The organism is Phyllobacterium bourgognense, assembly GCF_003337575.1.
Classification (GTDB): Bacteria; Pseudomonadota; Alphaproteobacteria; order Rhizobiales; family Rhizobiaceae; genus Phyllobacterium; species Phyllobacterium bourgognense.
Genome location: NZ_QPJM01000008.1, coordinates 126,804 through 145,848 on the forward strand (window position 1 = coordinate 126,804; position 19,045 = coordinate 145,848).

Annotated in this window: 15 protein-coding genes and 1 pseudogene; 5 read left to right on the forward strand and 11 right to left on the reverse strand. The window is 58.8% G+C overall.

Translation table 11 applies throughout. The annotated features are described in order from the left end of the window. Window positions 1-83 precede the first annotated feature (83 nt). Window positions 84-914, forward strand: a complete 831-nt coding sequence (locus C7476_RS15335) for an MBL fold metallo-hydrolase (protein ID WP_114430783.1) — start codon at window positions 84-86, stop codon at window positions 912-914. On the opposite strand, the gene C7476_RS15340 is transcribed toward C7476_RS15335, so the two are convergent. Together C7476_RS15340 and C7476_RS15345 are read right to left on the reverse strand one after the other, a co-directional pair. Further along, entirely contained in the window at window positions 911-1,663 is a 753-nt protein-coding gene (locus C7476_RS15340) for a polysaccharide deacetylase family protein (RefSeq protein ID WP_114430784.1), read from the reverse strand. The genes C7476_RS15335 and C7476_RS15340 overlap by 4 nt on opposite strands. Then, entirely contained in the window at window positions 1,653-2,747 is a 1,095-nt protein-coding gene (locus C7476_RS15345; protein WP_114430785.1) for a glycosyltransferase family 4 protein, read from the reverse strand. Before C7476_RS15345 ends, C7476_RS15340 begins: the two co-directional genes overlap by 11 nt. 163 nt (window positions 2,748-2,910) lie before the next feature. On the opposite strand from C7476_RS15345, the gene C7476_RS15350 reads away from it, so the two are divergent. Beyond that, window positions 2,911-4,632, forward strand: a complete 1,722-nt coding sequence (locus C7476_RS15350; protein WP_114430864.1) for an adenylate/guanylate cyclase domain-containing protein — start codon at window positions 2,911-2,913, stop codon at window positions 4,630-4,632. An 80-nt stretch (window positions 4,633-4,712) separates the two neighbouring features. Beyond that, complete coding sequence (locus tag C7476_RS15355; protein WP_114430786.1) at window positions 4,713-5,588, forward strand: FkbM family methyltransferase; 876 nt, start codon at window positions 4,713-4,715, stop codon at window positions 5,586-5,588. Here the strand turns inward: C7476_RS15355 and C7476_RS15360 are convergent. Continuing rightward, a complete protein-coding gene (locus C7476_RS15360) occupies window positions 5,568-6,050 on the reverse strand; it encodes a class I SAM-dependent methyltransferase (protein ID WP_114430787.1) in 483 nt (160 codons plus the stop codon). The two genes, C7476_RS15355 and C7476_RS15360, sit on opposite strands and share 21 nt — an antisense overlap. A gap of 161 nt (window positions 6,051-6,211) precedes the next feature. Between C7476_RS15360 and C7476_RS15365 the strand changes: the two genes are divergently transcribed. After that, window positions 6,212-7,201, forward strand: a complete 990-nt coding sequence (locus tag C7476_RS15365) for an AraC family transcriptional regulator (RefSeq protein WP_114430788.1) — start codon at window positions 6,212-6,214, stop codon at window positions 7,199-7,201. A 59-nt stretch (window positions 7,202-7,260) separates the two neighbouring features. Then, window positions 7,261-8,469: an MFS transporter gene (locus C7476_RS15370; RefSeq protein WP_114430789.1), complete on the forward strand. Its 1,209-nt coding sequence runs from the start codon at window positions 7,261-7,263 to the stop codon at window positions 8,467-8,469. A gap of 209 nt (window positions 8,470-8,678) precedes the next feature. Here the strand turns inward: C7476_RS15370 and C7476_RS15375 are convergent, their stop codons facing one another. The 8 genes and pseudogenes from C7476_RS15375 to C7476_RS15410 all read right to left on the reverse strand — a co-directional run bounded on the left by C7476_RS15375 (window position 8,679) and on the right by C7476_RS15410 (window position 19,005). Beyond that, a complete protein-coding gene (locus C7476_RS15375; protein ID WP_114430790.1) occupies window positions 8,679-10,319 on the reverse strand; it encodes a GMC family oxidoreductase in 1,641 nt (546 codons plus the stop codon). Continuing rightward, window positions 10,316-11,845 (reverse strand): FGGY-family carbohydrate kinase, encoded by a 1,530-nt coding sequence (locus C7476_RS15380; protein WP_114430791.1) that lies wholly within the window; start codon window positions 11,843-11,845, stop codon window positions 10,316-10,318. Before C7476_RS15380 ends, C7476_RS15375 begins: the two co-directional genes overlap by 4 nt. A gap of 31 nt (window positions 11,846-11,876) precedes the next feature. Then, window positions 11,877-12,719, reverse strand: a complete 843-nt coding sequence (locus C7476_RS15385; RefSeq protein WP_114430792.1) for a class I fructose-bisphosphate aldolase — start codon at window positions 12,717-12,719, stop codon at window positions 11,877-11,879. Then, window positions 12,692-14,436: pseudogene (locus C7476_RS15390) on the reverse strand (glycerol-3-phosphate dehydrogenase/oxidase). Before C7476_RS15390 ends, C7476_RS15385 begins: the two are co-directional and overlap by 28 nt. An 11-nt stretch (window positions 14,437-14,447) precedes the next feature. Then, window positions 14,448-15,443, reverse strand: coding sequence for an aldo/keto reductase (locus tag C7476_RS15395; RefSeq protein WP_114430794.1), 996 nt, complete (start codon window positions 15,441-15,443; stop codon window positions 14,448-14,450). Then, the gene (locus C7476_RS15400; RefSeq protein WP_114430795.1) at window positions 15,440-16,450 is read right to left on the reverse strand and encodes a sugar-binding transcriptional regulator; all 1,011 of its coding nucleotides are present in this window, start codon (window positions 16,448-16,450) and stop codon (window positions 15,440-15,442) included. The genes C7476_RS15395 and C7476_RS15400 overlap by 4 nt, the downstream gene beginning before the upstream one ends. A gap of 1 nt (window position 16,451) precedes the next feature. Beyond that, the gene (locus C7476_RS15405) at window positions 16,452-17,441 is read right to left on the reverse strand and encodes an ABC transporter permease (RefSeq protein WP_114430865.1); all 990 of its coding nucleotides are present in this window, start codon (window positions 17,439-17,441) and stop codon (window positions 16,452-16,454) included. Between the two features lie 22 nt (window positions 17,442-17,463). After that, window positions 17,464-19,005: a sugar ABC transporter ATP-binding protein gene (locus tag C7476_RS15410; protein WP_114430796.1), complete on the reverse strand. Its 1,542-nt coding sequence runs from the start codon at window positions 19,003-19,005 to the stop codon at window positions 17,464-17,466. Window positions 19,006-19,045: the final 40 nt, after the last annotated feature.

Below are 19,045 nucleotides of genomic sequence, written 5' to 3' on the forward strand. Positions count from 1 at the left end.
ATTAATCGAAATCCAAGCCTCGCATAACGGTTGCAGTTTGGATACGATGCCCTGAAAAAGGGGAATTGGGTGTAAAGAGCATAATGAACGACGAAGTGTTTCGGGTGAAATTCTGGGGAACGCGGGGAAGCGTTTCCGTATCGGGTCCCGATTTCAAACGGTATGGCGGCAATACCGCATGTATCGAAGTTCAATGCGGCAAGCATCGTATGATTTTCGACGCGGGTTCCGGTATCAGGCAGGCTGGTGATGCGTTATCTCTGGAAGGCGTTGATCACCTCGATATCCTCTATACCCATTGTCACTACGACCACATCATCGGCCTCCCCTACTTCATGCCGCTCTACAATCCGATGATGAATGTGCAGCTTTGGTCTGGTCATCTGGCCGGGGTCATGACTACCCGTGAAATGGTCAAGCAGTTCATGCGCCCGCCATGGTTTCCTGTCGAGCCGGAAATCTGCAAGGCCAGTCTGGCTTTTCGCGATTTCCGTTCCGGCGAAGTACTGAGCCCATTCGACGGGGTCACGATCCGCACCGGTAGCCTTAATCATCCGGGCGGTTGCATCGGCTATCGTGTTGAATTTGCGGGCCGCGTACTGGCGTTGATCTACGACACCGAGCATGAGGCCGGCAAGCTTGACCCCGTCGTTCTGAACCTCATCAAGGATGCCGACCTGGTCGTCTATGATACCACCTACACAGAAGATGAGATGCCACGGCGTTTCGGCTATGGCCATTCGACGTGGCAACATGGCGTACTCCTGGCGGAAGCGGCCAAGATCGGCAGACTGGCGTTGTTTCATCATGCGCCGGATCGCACTGATGACGAACTCGACGAATTCGACCGCCTGGCAAAAGAACGCTTTACCGGCGCCTTTGCTGCTCGGGACTTTCAGGTGATCGATCTTTAGAGCAATTCCCACGGTGAAATCCACCGGCCAGCTGGCGCCGCCGCAATAAGCGCAAACAACTTCTGCAAAAAGTCCCAAGCTGATTCATCATGCACAAGGTGGTGCGTTAGAATGCCGATAGGCTCATCGCTGCTCGCGCAGCGCAACCGCAACTCTGTGACGATCGCTTCAACCAATTGCCCGTGATCTTTACAGCCGCGTGTTCCGTGCCAATCCATCAAATCAACGTGCGTGTTGACGACCGGCAGGACAGACATGACCTTCTCGTTGGGCGGACCGAACACCGACAGCGCCCCAAAATCGAGATTTGGTAGTTCCTTCAGCAGCACCGGATCGATCCGGTTCCACGGCGGCACCAACACCGGTACAAACCGGTTGGGAAACAGCTTTTCAAGCCGTCTATACCCATCGACCAGCTCAGCCGACATCACGGCCGGTGCTCGATGCGGTCCTAGTTCCTGCTTTTTTTCATTTGCCGATGCGTGATTTTCATGGGACCAGCCATGCACCGCGACGTTCACGCCGGCTTCCTGCGCCAACCGACGGGCAAGCTGCTCGTTCACATGCGCAGGGATGACTGCGAGCGTCAGCGGGACCTGGTACGTGTCGCACAATGCCATAAGCCGTTCCAACGCAGCCGTTGGCTCGACAGCATCATCATCGCGCAGCCAAAATCGGGCAATACGATTGGCGTTTGTCCAGCGTTTAAGCTCATCCTGCAATGGCTGCCATGTCACTTCATCCATCATGTGCCACATATTCCCGTAATAGCTGGTCCAGCCGCTTCGACGCAATTTCGAGCGATCGCTCTTCCATTACAAAACGACGTCCCGCTTGCCCCATGGAAAGGCGGCGCTCTTCATTGCCAATCATCTGCTCAATGGCATCGGCAAAGGTCCTGGTATCTCCAACCGTCGTCAACGTACCCGTCACACCGTCCTTGATCACCTCCGGCACCCCCGCGGTCTTCTGTGCCACAACCGGCAATCCGGCCGCCTGTGCTTCGAGGTAAGCAATGCCATAGGCTTCGCCTGTCCCCGGCCAGACAAAGATGCCACCACGATTGAGCAGATCCACGACTTCCCCGGCCCGCTTCTGGCCAAGCCACTCGATGCGCTCGGCGCCAAATTCCGCAAACATCGCCTTCACTGCCACGCGCTCCGGTCCATCGCCTATAACGCTCAATTTCCAGGGCCTTTCACCAAGCAAGGCCAATGCCTCGGCGAGCATTCGGTAGCTTTCGAGTTTATCGCCCGCCCGCATCATCGCGATCGTCACCAACCGATTTGGATCATTCGTCGCCGGTTCAGCACGATACGCCGCTACATCGATAAAAGGCTGGAGCCGCGCCAATCGAGCCTCCGGAATATGTCCGGCAAGTCCGATCTCGTCGCGCCTGGTAAAACAGATATTGACCGCCGCGTGCCGAACCGCATCCATCACCACCGACTGCAGCCCAGCCCAGCCACCTTCATCGCGCCGCTTCGAATAGGACGCTTCAGCGGTGACATAGGGAATGCCCAGCGAAGCGGCTAGCGGCGGCCCGATCAGATCAGGCGCCTTGTAATAAGGGTGATAGCAGAACCATAGATCGGGCTTTCCCCTGCGCTGCCATCTCCGGGACAATCGCTCGATCTCCTGTTTTGCCAGTTCCCCAACGCGTTCGCGTCCGGCTGCTTCCGGCGTTGCCGTAAAGCTGCGCAGCTCCGATATCAGGTCGACACGGTGACCAGCGAGCGCAAGCGCAGCCATGAGCAATCTCGCCATCTGCCGATCGCCGGATGGCACCGGATGATTGGGTGATTTCAGCGGGGCGTAGAAGGCGATCTGCATTATCTCTTTGTGCTTCAAACGACGTATATCGACAAGCTTTCAAATGTTCTGCCAACAATTGCAAGAACGGCTTCATCTCGCCATCTTTGCGGCCGCATTGATCTTCTCGCCAAATGACCATTCGTCGCTTAAATTGATTCGACAGAAAATAATCCGGATATTCATGACATCAATCGACGCAGTCCCCCTTTTGTCCGAGCGATCCCTGCGCAGGGCACGATTGATTTCGGGGCTGATCCTGCTGGTCTTCGTGACATTGCATCTTGCCAATCACGCGCTGAACCTGATCTCTCTTGATGCCGCGGAAAAAGGCCGGCTGTGGTTCACCGCCATCTGGCGCAATCCTGTCGGCACAGTCCTTCTTTATGGTTCGGTTCTCGTCCACATCGCGCTCGTCATGCGCTCGCTCTATCAGCGCCGCACCCTCACTATGCCATTGCGGGAGGCGCTCCAGATTATTCTCGGCATCCTCATCCCTCTGTTGATCATTGAACACGTGGTTGCGACACGCATCAGCTCGCAAATCATGGGCACGCCGGACGTTTACGCGTCTGTCATCCGCTCGCTCTGGATCAACGCGCCAATGAACGGTTTGCGTCAATCGATTGCCCTCGTCGTGGTCTGGATGCATGGCTGCATAGGGGTCCATTTCTGGCTGCGCTATCGTCCCTGGTACGACAAGGCCGCACCTTTCCTTTTGACCTTTGCCATTCTCCTTCCTGTACTGGCCCTACTTGGATTTGCCAGTACAGGACGCATCCTCGCCAGCGAGCCGCTGCAATCCAGCTTTGGCAGCGGCTACAACCGGGCGAGTTCCAAGAGCGATGAAGCCTCATATTCATCTGCAACGACAAAAGTCCGCAAGGAACGGGTGCAGATGACGAAATATGCACTCTATGGCGGATTTGCCGGCACCTTGCTGACGGTGGTTGCCATGCGCACCCGTCGCAGCTGGCGCGAACGGACCAACCAGGTCGAAATCCGTTATCCGGAGGGCCAAATCGTCAACGTCCCGCGCGGCTTCAGTGTGCTGGAAGCGAGCCGGCTTGGTGGGATCCCGCACTATGCGGTCTGCGGTGGCAAAGGCCGCTGCTCGACCTGTCGCGTCCAGGTTGTTGACGGTGCAGCAGCGTTACCCAAACCAGAATCCACAGAACTGACAACGCTGAACCGCATCAACGCAGATCCCGGCGTGCGTCTCGCCTGCCAGTTGCGGCCGCTCAACGATATCAGCGTTGTTCCGCTCCTTGTGCCGACCATAGAGGGCGCACTTCCCGTTGGCAGCCAGCAAACCAATCCTGGACGCGAACAGGAAATCGTCATCTTCTTTTGCGATATCCGCAGCTTCACCATGCTTACTGAGGCGCAGCTTCCCTACGACATCGTCTTCCTGCTCAACCGTTATTTTGCCATTGTCGGTCAGGCTGTCGAGCGGGCTGGCGGACGCCTCGATAAATTCATTGGCGATGGTGCCATGGCACTCTTTGGCCTGAGAGGTTCCCCGGAAGACGCCTGCCGCAATGCGCTTAAAGCCGCCGCCAGGATCGTCAGCGAAATAGACCGGCTCAATGATGAATTGTCTGCCGAGCTTTCCATGCCGCTTCGCGTTGCAATCGGCATCCACAGCGGTCCGGCCATTGTGGGCGCCATGGGATATGGCAATGTCAAAAACCTCACAGCCATCGGGGATACGGTCAACGTTGCCAGCCGGCTGGAAACCATCGCCAAGGAGCTCGATACCACGCTTGTTGTGTCGGAGCCGACCATCGAGCTAGCAGGTTCGGATACTGCGGATCTAGAAAGCCACGAAATCTCGATACGCGGCCGGGCCCAACCGCTGCGCGTTTATATTATTCGCCAGGAATTGACTGCGAGGTTCGCCTGATCGAGGCGGTCGGCAAGACGTGCCCGGGCTTTACATGTTTCAGGATTGAGCTAGGAGTGGTGTTGGCCAGGGCTCAATCAATGTTGGACACAAAAAAGATCCGCCGAAATCTCCGCAACGTCAGAAACAATCTGGCTCGCAAGCTTTTCGATACGCGTTACGGGCGGAATTTGTTGATCAATTCGCTTGGCCCCCGCGTTCAGACGATGACGCTCGATTGTGGCGATCACATCATGAGTTTTTCCCCCGGCGATTATATCGGCAAGAAGATTTTTCGGAAAGGCCACTACGAGCGAGAGCATGTGGACCGGCTGCTTGGTATCCTAAAGGAGCGCCGTATGCTGCAGGAAGGCACCACGCTGCTTGAGCTTGGCGGAAATATTGGCACCCAGACCATCTATTTTGCCCTGAGCGGGCAGTTCGCCCGCATCGTCAGCGTCGAACCGGATCCGCGCAATTTCGATTTGCTTCGCATCAATGTCACTCAGAACGGGCTCGATGATTGTGTGAGTTTGGTCAATTGCGCCGCTGGCGAAAACCAAGGCAAGATTGATTTTTTTCAACATCAAAGCAATCATGGCAAGAGCAGCGCCAGCCGGCAGAACGCGTCCGATCGTAAGATCGTCGTTCCGGTCAAGCCGGTCGGTTCAATCCTTGCCGAAACCGGAACAAATCCCGATGACATCGGCCTGATATGGATGGATATCGAGGGATACGAACCCCTCGCCTGCCACTCGATGCAAGCGCTGTTTGCCCGCAGGATTCCACTCTACATGGAATTTTCGCCGACATTTTACGGGCCGAACCAATCGGCCGCTTTCGTGCAATTTCTTGCAGAATTCTATGAAGATTGCCTGATTTTCCGTGAGGATAACAACAGTACGCCAGCAAAGGTCAGGGAGATTCCCACCAACGAAAAACAGTTCGACGTTCTGCTATTCGACGCGGCGATATAGGAAGTAGCGGCCCTTCTTGACGTTGTGTGGCAGCGGCAGACTTTCAAGCTGCGGATGGTCAAGTTCGAGCCCGCTGGCAACTATACCGTTCGGGGCAAGCAGCGCTACCGTCAATTGCGGCAGCCATGTGAGGGTTATAGCATCCTTCTCCTCATAGCCTGTACCGATATCCACATGAACTAGAGCGGCGTTGATGCCTGCGAATGGCTTTGCTGACTCACGTATCTCACCGACGATCAGATTCTCCGGTTCAGGGGTCGAGGACTTATGAGAACCGACGGCCCTGTCAAAAGCGATGATCCTGCGGCCTGGAAAATGGGCACGCAAGTGATCGAAGGTGCGACCGTTACCAAGGCCGAGCTCGAGCACCGGTCCATCCAACGCCCTCACCCTTTCGCCAATGTGATTGAGAACATCGCGCTGTGCCGTCATGCGGCGGATGAAGCTATCAAGACGACTCATCAAATCTTCCATGATTCTGTGCAGACCATGCGGGCTTAGCATCGGATCGACACGAGGTCGATGGCTGGCATGCCGCAGATGTATGATCAAAGGTCAGCATTTCTGAGTTCAAAGGCAGGACGTGACTTGCCTGCCGGACGCTTGGCATCTATATTGGCTAAATGCTTGACCATTCGTCCCGACCGTCTACGCTGCCACATATGCCTATGGATGCGCTCAGCGAAGTCCTGCAGGACTTTCGCTTGAGTGGCGTCAACTATGGCCGCTGCGAGCTCCGGCATCCATGGAGCATCGCCTTTCCGCAACAGCCGCTGCTTCGATTTCACTTTGTCAGCCAGGGTCCATGCTGGATTTATACACAAGCGCAAGGCTGGCAGAAGCTGAACGCCGGCGATCTGGTGCTGCTGCCGCAAGGCATCGCCCATCGGCTGGCCAGCGCGCCGGACGTTGTGGGTGATTCGCTCAAGGCTTGCCAGGTGACCAAGTTGGGGAGCAACGTTTGCGAAGTGGTGCGGGACGGAACGGGCGCGACCAGCACCCTTTTCTGCGGCTCCATGTCCTTGGGCGCCTGTGCGCTCAACCCCTTGATCACTTTGATGCCGCCAATCATCAAGGGCTGCGACGTGGCCGGCAATGACCCGATCGTCGGGCCGTTGCTAGCGGCTATGACGGCGGAGGCCGCACAACCGCAGATGGGCAGCGCCACCATCTTGTCACGTATGGCGGACCTGCTCGCAGCGCGGCTCATCCGCTGCTGGGTCAATTGCACCGGAGCCTCCACCACCGGCTGGCTCGCTGCCATCCGCGATCCCCATATTGGCCGCGCCCTCGCAGCCATGCACCGGGACCCCGGCCGTAACTGGACACTCGAAAGCCTCGCAGGCCTCGCAGGCCAATCACGCTCGATTTTCGCCGAGCGCTTCAGCGCTGTTTTAGGGGAAGGCGCTGCACGCTATCTCGCCCGTCTGCGCATGCAGCTTGCCCGCGATTTGCTGGGGCAAGGCGGCATGTCGGTTGCTGAGGTCGCCACCCGTTTGGGCTATGAATCCGAGGCATCCTTCGCTCGCGCGTTCAAGCGCATCACCAGTGTCTCGCCTGGCGTTGTGCGGCGCACAATTTCCGGACGAATGGACATGGATTTCGGATTATAGGACACATATCATCCGAAAAGACTCGTCTATGAATATCTCCAAACCTTGGAGATACTTAAATGACGGACACAACATTACAACTTGATGGCGAGGTCTTAGAGCTCGATGCCGCGGCGCCGGCCGAATGGAGCGCGGCCACCTGGTTCGCGGTCCTTTCAATGGCGTCCGCCAGCTTTGCGCTGGTGTCAGCCGAGTTTCTGCCGGCAGGTCTGTTGACGCCAATGGCGCGCGATCTGGGCATCAGCGAGGGAACGGCCGGGCAGGTCGTCACCGCCACCGCTTCCGTCGGCGCCGTGACGGCCCTGTTGAGCAACGTTCTCATCGGCCGGCTCAATCGCAAGACGGTGCTGGTTGGTCTCAGTGCTCTGGCGATCGGCTCCAATATTCTCGCGGCGGTAGCGACCGATTTCTGGCTATTGTTGTTAGGTCGGGCCGGACTCGGAATCGCCCTCAGTGCTTTCTGGGCGCTTTCAGTTGCCGTCGTAGCGCGGCTGGTTGGCGCCAATGCGACAGGCCGTGGCATGGCTATCGTCACCCTCGGCGTATCGCTCGCCACCATTGCCGCACCGTCGATGGGCGCGTTGATCAGCGACTGGCTGGGTTGGCGCAGCGCCATGGCGATGACGGCAGGACTGGCCGCGCTTGCCATGCTGCTGCAGTTTCTCAGCCTGCCAACCTTGCCTGCAACCACAAGCAACAGTCTTGCCGACGTCCTTCGCCTGACACGGCGGCGTGGCATTCAACTCGGTATGCTTGCCATCTTTTTGCTGATGACGGGGCATTTTGCTGGCTCGGTCTATGTGCGCCCCTTCCTCGAACAGGTGACGCTCCTTGAAACCGGGCCGATTGCCCTGGCACTGCTCGGGTTTGGCATCGCCGCTGTGGTCGGTAATATTGCCGGCGGCCGCATGGCCGACGCCAATATCCGCATGGCCCTCGTGGTTACCGCCGCATTAATGGCGTTTGCTGCACTCGCTTTGGTGCTTTGGGGTGCGCATATCGGCGTTGCCTTCGGCTTCGCTACGCTTTGGGGCTTCGCCTTCGGCATGGCGCCGGTGGTGCTGCCGACCAATCTGTCCCGCGCGGCACCTGACGCGCTTGAGGCGGCGGGCAGCTTGATGGTCGCTTCTTTCCAGGTGGCCATCACCATCGGCGCAGTTGTCGGCGGCTATGTCGTGGACACCTATGGCGCCACGGGGCCCTTGACCCTTACTGCCATCCTTGCTGCATCGACGGTCGTGCTGGCGCTGCTACAGCCCCGCAGCTAGTCTCTGCTCGTACTGCGCGTAGGTAGAGCAGCCAGACGTCATCACCAAGTTGAAGATGCGCCAAGATATCGGCGCATCTTCTGAGCAGTGCGAGAGGTCATATCGAGGCGTGGGCGCGCTTTCCATCTGACCGATAGCATCGCCGAACGACGCAGGAACAACCGCCCGAGAAATGCCGAATCTTTCACCGGCTATGCTCGCGCGCGAAGTCAGCATGGCCGAACTCGGCCGTCCTTGAGAATGAGGTCCGCTGCCTTCTCTGCAATCATGATTACCGGTGAATTTGTATTGCCCGAGACGATCGTCGGCATGATCGAAGCATCAACTATCCGCAACCGCTCCAGTCCGTGCACCTTCAAGGCATCGTCAACGACGGCGAGATCGCCTCTGCCCATCCTGCACGTTCCGACGGGATGAAAGATCGTCGTTGCGATGTCGCCGGCGCGGCGGATCAGTTCATCATCGCTCTGATATTGGCGGCCTGGCAGCATCTCTTCGGGCCGGTATCTCATGACCGCCTTTGCCGCCATGAGGTTGCGGGCGTGACGGATGGACCTGGCGGCGAGCAGCCTGTCACCGACCGTCGAGAGGTAATTTGGCCGGATATCCGCTGCAACGCTCGCCTCCGGCCTCGAAATATGCACCGTGCCCCGGCTTTCCGGACGCAGATTGCACACCGAAACAGTGACGGCGGGATAGCGATGCAAGGGCTCGCCAAGGCGATCGGTGCTGAGCGGCTGTATGTGGTACTCGAGGTCAGCCGTCGCCAGCGCCGGATCGCTCCTTGCGAAGATGCCGAGCTGGCTCGGCGCCATTGACAGGGGACCGGAACGCCGGAGAGCATATTCGAGGCCCATGGCGGCTCTTGAAAAAAGATTATGGTAGAGCTGGTTCAGCGTCTTCGCACCTTCAATGCGGAACACGGTACGTATCTGCAAATGATCCTGCAGATTTCCCCCGACGCCGCGCAGTTCATGGCTTAATTCGACACCTGCGCGCGCCAGAATTGCGGGATCTCCGACGCCTGAAAGTTCGAGAATCTTGGGCGAGTTGATGGCTCCTGCCGAAAGGATGATTTCTCCCGCTGCCGCCGCTACGCGGGCTTTGCCTCGCAGGCCGTAACGAACACGGACCGCGCGCTTGCCATCGAACTCCAGCCGCTCGACCTCGGCACCGGTGACAACACGAAGGTTGCGCCGCCTGAGGGCCGGTCGCAGAAACGCCTTGGTCGTATTCCAGCGGAACCCGCCGCGTTGGTTCACCTCGAAATAACCCGAGCCCTCGTTGTCGCCCGCGTTGAAGTCATCGGTCTTGCGAATACCAAGTTCTTCCGCGGCATCGCGAAATGCGTCGAGAATGGGCCACGAAAGCCGTTGCCGCTCCACCCGCCACTCTCCGCCCGCACCATGCATGGAAGAGCGCCCGCGATAATTGTCCTCGGACTTCAAAAAGTATGGCAGAACGTCATCCCAGCCCCAGCCGGTATTTCCCGCCTGCCGCCAATTGTCGTAATCGGCGGCTTGCCCACGCATGTAGATCATTCCGTTGATCGAAGAGCAGCCGCCAAGGACCTTGCCGCGGGGATAGGGCAAGGAACGGCCGTTGAGACCAGGCTCCACCGCCGTCCTCATCATCCAGTCTGTGCGGGGATTACCCATGCAGAAGAGATAGCCGATCGGCACATGAATCCAGTGGTAGCGGTCGCTGCCTCCAGCCTCGAGGAGAAGCACGCGATTTTTTGGATCGGCGGACAGCCGGTTGGCAAGGACGCAGCCCGCCGATCCCGCTCCTATGATGATGAAGTCGTAGACCCCTTCGTCGAGCGCAGCTTCGTGGGCACGCGAGTTCACGCTGCCACCTCCGTTGCCGATGCTCCGCTTCCTGCCATGCGCCGCCAGATCGGCGCCATTGCTTCGGCGATATCGAGGTAGAGCCGGTAGCGATAGTCATAGTGCGCCGAGCGCCGTGCGTCGGGCTTGTAATGGCGGTCAGTTGCAACCATTGCATTGGCGCCAGCCTCGAAATCAGCAAACATGCCGACGGCGGTTCCTGCGGCGATCGCCGCGCCAAGGGCACCGGTCTGGCTCGAGCGGGCGACGGTGACGGGTACACCCAGCACATCCGCAAAAATCTGCGGCCAGAGCAGGCTGCGCGAACCACCTCCTGACAGCACCGCCTCGTCGAAGCAGGCGCCTGCGGCCCGCAGGGTCTCGATATGCTGGCGATGCCCGAAGGCGACACCTTCCAAGAGAGAACGGATCAAGTGGGCCTTGGTGTGCCAGCCGGCAATTCCATAAAATGCGGCTCGCGCATTGCCGTCCTGCTGCGCTCCATAGAGAAACGGATGATAGATCGGATCATTGCTCGCCGGCTCCACCGAGGAGGCAAGTTCGCAGCACACATCGAAGGGCGAGCGTCCATCCGGCTGCTTGCCTGGAAAGAATTCGCGCACGAACCATTCGAGATTGGCGGCGGACGTAGCGCTGGATTCGATCGCCATATAGCGATCGCGATCGAAGGTCGATGACATGAAGACCGGCCCCTCCAGCCGGGGCTGGTCGATGATCACCTGATTGATGCTCCAGGTTCCGGCAATGATCGAAGCCGCGCCCGTGCGTGTGACACCCGAGCCGATGGCCGAAGCGACCACGTCGAAGAACCCGCCAATGACAGGCGTGCCCGCGGAGAGACCTGTTTCTGCCGCCGCCGCTTGCGTCACCCTTCCGGCTATGTCAGCACTTTCGATCAGCGGCGGCAGCATATCCATGCAGTCACCGAGCCCGAAGGCGGCCATCAGGTCACGATCATAGTCGCGTTGCGAAACGTTCAGCAGCCCGCAACCCGCCATGTCGGAAACGTCGCTGACGCACTGGCCGGTAAGCCGATTGACGATGAAGTCCTTGCAGAGGAAGACCGTACCGATCCTGCTGAATGTTTCCGGCCGGTGCCGTTTTATCCAGGCGAGCAATGTTGGTGTCTGGGAAGGCCAGGGGCGCTGCAGAGAGATGGGATATGTACGATCGCCGACGCCTTCGGCCTGCCATTCCTCGACAAGACCGGCTGCCCTCGTATCGAGCGACTGGATGGCGAGCAGCGGCTCCCCCTGCCGGTCAAGCGCATAGAGCCCGTTGCCATGTCCCGCGCACCCGATTGCCGCGATTTCCCCAGGCTCGATGCCGGCCTGCTCGATACATGTGCGAATGACCAGCTTCGCGTTTGTCCAGAGTTCACCAAGCCCCCGCTCGACATGCCCCGGGTAGGGCATGTTGCTATGTCCCTCCTCGGCAACGGAGGCAATCTCGTTGCCCTGCCGGTCGAAGATCACCGCCTTGATGATTGTATTGCCGGCATCCAGCCCCAGAAGATATTTTCCCATTGCGAACCCCTCCTCAGGTCCTTATTCATTCTCAGCCTTGCTGATAGCGCGCGTAGGCGTCTTCCCCACTGGCATCGTCATGGATGATTGCCATCAGTCCTTGCACCACAGCACCCGGGTTGGAGTGCTGGTAGATGTTGCGGCCGTAAACCATTCCCATAGCGCCCTGGCGCATCAAGGCTGCCGATTTGTCGAAGACCGCGCGCAAATCTTCCTTTCCGCCGCCACGCACCAGTACCGGGCAACGCGCTGCCTCGACAACCCGGTGAAAATCCTCGGCGTTGGTCGTGGGATCCGCCTTGACGATATCCGCGCCCATCTCGCGGGCAAGCCGGGTCAGCGTGACAATCTTGTCCGCGTCGCCATCTACCATATAGCCGCCGCGTTCGGTAACCGGCTGCATGACGAGAGGTTCAATCATCAACGGCATGCCATATTTTTCGCAATCGGCACGTACACGCGAAATGTTCTCGACGCACTGCCTAAACAGGTCAGGCTCATCCGGCAGCATAAACAGATTCACCACCACGCAGGCCGCGTCGAGTTCGATAGCACCGACCAGCGGCTCGGCCTGATTTTGCAGAACAGCCCACATGTCGCGGTGGCGGACAGAATTATAGGGGTTGCCCATGTCGATGCGCATGACGAGAGCCGGCTTTTCCTTGCCTTCAACGTTCTGGAGAAGATCGGCCTGGCCATAGTTCATCTGGATCGCATCCGGAGCGGCGGCAACCAGCGTCCCGACAACATCTTGCATATCCTCAAGACCATTCAGGAAAGATGGTTCATTGCACACGCCGTGATCGATCGCCACGTCGAGGCAGCGCCCGTTGCCGAACAGCCGGTTCATCCGGACCTTGCGGTTGTTTCGCATAACATACTCCTTGTTTATTGCGCGCTGTCAGTGTTTCGAGGTCGACGCCGTGGCATATGGCGAGAAGGTCGAGGAAGGAAGACCGTTCGGCGGCCTTGCGTGCCGCGGACCAGTGCTTTTCATCGGCGATCAGGTCGAGGGCCACATCCATCATATCGAGCGACAATTGTCCGCTGATGGCGAGGGTTGTTCGTCTCAGCAGGAGATCATCGAGATGTTCGACGCATTCATGGCGTATGAGGAACAGCATCTCGCGGGTCGAATAGGGGGCGCCCGGCATTGGTTCGTCCGGTCCGCTGGCGATGAAGCCGGCAATTGATGTCGCGGCGGTGCCATATCGTTCGAAGAGTTCGATCGTTCGCGCTGGCGCAAGGCCCGTTGCGGAAGACGTGCGCGCTATAAAGTCTCCGCTGTCCGCCGGGAAGGTGCGCCCGCCGCCAATGGCACGGTCTGCCGTCGTCAGATGGCGGGTTCTCCGCAGGCGATCCAATGCCATGTCCGCAGCGAGCTCTCCAAAAGAGCGGAACGTCGTCCATTTGCCGCCAATCATGCATAGGACCGCAGGACCGCCATCCGATTCGATGAAGGTGCAGAAATGATCGCGCGGGATACGCCCGGTGAACTTGTCCTTGCTGGCGGGAAGCGGCCTGACACCGGAGAACTGATAGACGATTTCCTCCGGCCGGATCCGGATATCAGGCAACACGAATGCGAGCGATTGCAGGATATAGTCCCGTTCCTCCGGGGTGCAGACCACGGTTGCCGGGTCATCGATACGGATATCGGTGGAGCCGACCAGCACCTTGCCGAGATAAGGAAACAGAATGCAGACGCGGCCATCCTCATTCTCGTAGTAGATCATATGGCCATCAAGTGCCTTGGCGAGTTCGGCATTGTCGATGATCAGGTGCGAGCCCTTGGTTCCGCCCATCAGCGGCGTCGGCCGGGTTTCCGGCGAGAACAGGCTTGCATTGGCGATGTCGATCCAGCCGCCCGTCGCATTGATGATGAGTTTCGGCTCGATTGAAGTGGCCGTGCCGCCAACATGGTCCCGGACAACAAAGCCCCCGGTAGCATTGTGCTGAAGCTCGGCATAGTTCAGGGCACCTGCGCCCGCTGCTGCGGACAGTCCGTCCTGCAGCAATTCAATTCCGATACGCTCCGGGTGCCTGACCCATGCATCGTAGTAGGTTGCCGAACTCTTTATCGCCGGATTGAGTTTGGGCCATTTGGCAAGTGTTCCCTGCCGTCCGCGAAATCGATGCCGGGGCATCAGTGCGCGCTTGCGCGTCAGAAAGTCATAGATGCTCAGCCCTGCCTTGATGGCGATGGCGCCACGGCGGCTGGGTTTGCGACCGAGGCCAAGGAAGCGAACCATGCCATTTGCAAGACCGGAGAAGATATCGAAAACAGGAACCATCGTCGGCAGCGGCGCGATCAGATGCGGCGCGTTTCTCAATAGCCGATCGCGCTCGACAAGCGATTCCCTCACCAGATTGAACTCGCCGTTTTCAAGATAACGCAGGCCGCCATGCACCATCCGGGACAAGGCTGAACTGGCACCGGAGCAATAATCGTTCTTCTCCACGAGCAATACGTCGAGACCCTGAAGGGCAAGCTCACGGAATACACTGATACCGTTGATGCCGCCGCCCACGACACACACGTCCACCTTCGGACTCCGGCGAAGCCCGTCGAATATCTCTTCACGATTCATGATGCAGCCCGTTACCTGTCCATATCTGCAAGTTTCACTGCGATGGCCGCGTCGATGGCCGAAAGGTCTTCTTTGCCGAGCCGTATCGTCCCGGCTTTTGCATTCTCCAGCGCCTGCTGCGGATTGCGCGCGCCGCACAGCGCGAACGTCACCCCTTGCTGCGCCAGCGTCCAGGCGATAACTGTCTGTGCAATGCTCGCGTCGTGCCTGCTGGCTACCGGCAGAATTGCTTCAGCGAACGCTTGCGCCTTCAGCCTGTTGCTGACCGAAAAGCGCGGATTGTCTTTGCGCTGATCATCGCCGGAAAATACGCGGCCCGGATCGACCGTTCCCGAGAGCAGGCCCAGCGCGAGCGACGAATAGCTCAGGGTCGAGACATCGTTCTGCCGGGCCACGGGCAACAGGTCTTTCGCAATCTCCCGGTCAATCATGCTGAACCTTTCCTGGATAGCATCAAGAGAGCCGGTTGCGATGTAGGCATCCAGTTCGGTCGCGCTGAGATTGCTTGCCCCAATTGCGCGGATCTTGCCTGAACTGCGCAGGTCCTCCAGCGCCCGAACGGTTTCCTCGATCGGGGTCGTGGGGTCCTGCCAATGGGTGATGTAAAGATCGATATAGTCCGTGCCCAGCCTGGCCAGGCTGGTTTCGACCTCATGGAAAATCGCGTCGCGTCCAAGATAGCGGTGGACGGGCTTTTCATCCTGGTCAAAGAAGTGCCGGCCTTTATCCGTGTGCCAGACGAGACCGCATTTTGTGGCAATGACCGCTTTGTCGCGCCGTCCCTGAAGGGCTTTACCGACGATCTCCTCAGAGCGTCCCAGCCCGTAGGCGGGTGCAGTATCGATCAGAGTAACGCCTGCGTCGAGGGATGCGTGAATGGCGGCGATTGACTGCTTTTCGTCGGTTCCGCCCCACATCCAGCCACCGATGGCCCACGTCCCGAGCCCGACCGCAGAGGCTTGCACGCCTGACCTGCCTATCGAACGCACCAATTGATGACCACTCATGCCAAGGCTCCTTCGGCCGCCGCGATATCCAGAATACGCTGTCCAGTCGCTTCATCTGTGACCAGCGTATCCAGATGGTTACCACGCATGATGCTGAGAATCGGCCGTGCCTTGTTGGGTCCGCTCGCAACACCGATCTTGCTTGGGATCGAGGCGAACTCCCGCAATGTCAGGGAGACAAGGCAATCATTGAGGCTATAGGCGCAAACCTGGCCCCGGTCGTCGAGCAGATGCGCCAGGAGTTCGCAGCTCGCGCCTGACTGTTCTATCGACTGCCTGTCGGTACTGGAGGAAGGATGCAGGTCGTAATAGCTTGAATCGTCGGTCAGGATCGAGCCGATGCCGACAAGTGCCACCTTCGCCTCCCGCGCGCGTTTGAATACATCGGCTACCGAGCGCATGTTGATCAGCATCGAACGTTCCGCAGCGCTATCAGCAAAGAGCGGCGCATGGATCTGGTAGGCGCGACCACCGAGCTTGTCCGCCATGGATGTCGAGACATGGTTCACGTCGGTATAATGCTTGCCCTGAACGCATCCCGTGGCGGGGACAACTTCGACGTTGAATGCACGTGGTGCGCGCAGGCCGGCGACGACGGCACTGACGCCCTTGCCGCCGGTGATGCAGATCGTGTCACCATCGGCGATCTCATCGAGCAGCAGGCGCGCTGCAGCCTCGCCCACGGCCTGAAGCGCGGTCTGCGGATTGCCCGAAACCGTCGGCACGACAACGGCCCGATTGATCCCGCCGAGCGCCAGCAACCTCTCTTCCAGATCAATCAATGGCTCGACCGGGGACTTGATCTTGATCTCCACGAGACCGAGCTGCCGGCCACGCTTGATCAGGCGGTTCACCGTCGGTTGCGAAACACCGAGCTGGTCCGCGATCTGCGCCTGGGTGAGACCCTCCAGGAAATGCAACACCAGTGCCTGATGCATCTGCCGCGCGATGACGATTTCTTCGCGGGGTGCCGAGGACGGTTTTGGGTTTAGTCTGACGATCGTCATGTCAGGAAGCCTTCCGCTTGTGCAGAAAATGATCGATTGAGACGGCAGCAAGCAGAATGCACCCCTTTATCATGTCCTGCCAGTAGACCGATACATTGAGCAGGACCAGCGAACTCGTCACCACCGACAGCAATGCTATCCCAAGAATGGCACCAAGTATCGTCCCCGAGCCACCGTTGAGCGATGCGCCGCCAATGACAGCAGCGGCGATGATGTTGAGCTCCATGCCGACGCCGAATGTGGGCGTAGCAGCACCAAAGCGCGACATGTATATCACGCCGGCAAAACCCGCGAGCGTCGAGCAGAGCACGGTCACCCAGAATTTCACATGGTTTGTCCGGATACCGGAATAGAGCGCGGCTTTCTCGTTGCTGCCCGTGTAGAACACCTTGCGCAACGCCGTTGCACGCCTGAGCAGAAAATCGAAGAGAACGACAACGGCGACGAAGATGATGATGACATAGGGCAGGCCGTGGAAACTGCCCTGCCCGACTGCCTTGAAGGCCGGGGGTAGCGTAAAGAGCGAGAGCGGCGTTCCCTTGGTGATGATCAGGCAAAGGCCGCGCACGATGACCATGCCGGCGAGCGACGTGATGAAATGGTTGAGCCCGACCACGGTAACGAAAAAGCCCATGACGGCGCCAATCAAAGCGCTTGCGAGAATGCCAATGAGCGATGCGCTCCATGGGTCGAACCCCGCCAGGAACAGCGAGCCCGACAGGACCATTGCGAAACAAACCACGGAACCGACGGCCAGGTCGATGCCGCCAACAATCAGCAGGATCGTCATCCCGACGACGACGATGCCTTCCACGGAAAAGCTCATCAGCATCGCGCGGAAGTTTCCGAGTGTGAGAAAATGCGGCGATGCAAAGCTCATGGCTATGCAAAGAGCGAGAATGATTGCGATCAACCCTGCCTCCCGCATCGAACCCAGTCTTTTCCAGGACGCAGCCCGCACGGCCTTTGTCGCCATCGTCTCAGCCAGCATTTGCTTTTCTCCCATAGTTTTCTCAGGCGGCATGTTCTGATGCCCGCCGGTTTTGTGCATTTTGCGCATTGACGCCCGACGCGAGGCGGATAACCGCTTCTTCGTTCATCGCTTCCGCGTCCAGTTCACCAGCCACCGTGCCTTCGCGGATGACAATCACCCGGTCACACAGCCCGAGCAGTTCGGGGAGTTCGGAAGAAATGACGATGATGCCAATTCCCGACATGGCAAGTTCCCGCAGCAGCAAGTGGATTTCCGACTTTGCGCCGACGTCTATGCCACGCGTCGGTTCGTCCATCACTATGACCTTGGGCTGGACGGCGAGCTGTTTGGCAATCGCAACCTTCTGCTGGTTACCGCCGCTGAGCGAGGACACCGGCGCATCGACGCTGCCCATTCGGATGTTCAGTTTCCTGGCAAAGTCGCAGGCGAGCGCGGCTTCTGCACCGGCGTCGATCAACCCGAGGCGCCCGGTCAGCGCGTCGAGGTCAAGGACCGAGATGTTCCGGGCAATCGAAAGGTCGAGGAATACACCGGAGCCCTTTCGATCTTCCGACAGATATACGAGCCCGGCCTTCACCGCGTCCGCATAGTTTCTTATCGCCTGCGGCTTGCCATGGAGCAGGATTTCGCCGCTCGTAATGGCGCGCAAGCCGCAGATACCTTCGGCGATTTCCGTGCGGCCGGAGCCAATGAGACCACCGATGCCAAGGATTTCACCGTTCACCAAGTCGATGTTTACACCCCGAAAGCGCTGGCCGTCGCCCAGAGCGCGAACCGAAAGGACCACCTCGTGCGATCGCTCCCCGGCTGACTGCTTGGATGGATAGAGTTGGGTGATCTCGCGCCCGACCATGAGCCGGACCACGTCATCAGGGGTCAGATCGGCGACGGACCCGGTCGCCACATAGCGGCCGTCACGCAGAACGGTCACCCGGTCGCAAAGATCGAATATTTCGGCCATGCGGTGGCTGATATAAATGATCGATATGCCGTTGGCCTTCAGACCGCGGATGATCTCGAAAAGTATGCGTGTTTCCGCTTCTGTCAGCGCGGCAGTCGGCTCATCGAAAATCAGGACACGGCAATCGAGCGTCAGGGCCTTGGCGATCTCCACGAGCTGCTGGCTGGAGATCGGCAGATCACCGACCTTGCGGCGAACGTCGATTGGCGCGAGTCGGTTCATCACATCTTGCGCCTCGCGCTCCAGCTTGCGGTAGTTCATCAGCAGCGAGCGCTGCCGGCTGGTGGTTGCCATGAAGATGTTTTCCGCAACGCTGGCGTCCGGGCAAAGTGCGATCTCCTGGTGGACCAGTCCGAGACCAAGCGCCTGCGCAACCGAAGGCGATGCGATCTTGACCGGGTTGCCGTCGAGGACAATCTCTCCATCATCCGGCTGCAGCACGCCGGCGATGATGTTCATGAGCGTCGACTTTCCCGCGCCGTTTTCGCCGCAAAGCGCGTGAATCTCGCCCTGCTCCAGGCTGAAATTCACACCCGTCAGGGCTTTCACCGCACCGAAATGTTTTGTGACGTTGCGGATATTGAGAACCGGATTTCGCATGACGTACTCTTCGCAAGGATGGCAACTGGTTTCGCAAGGA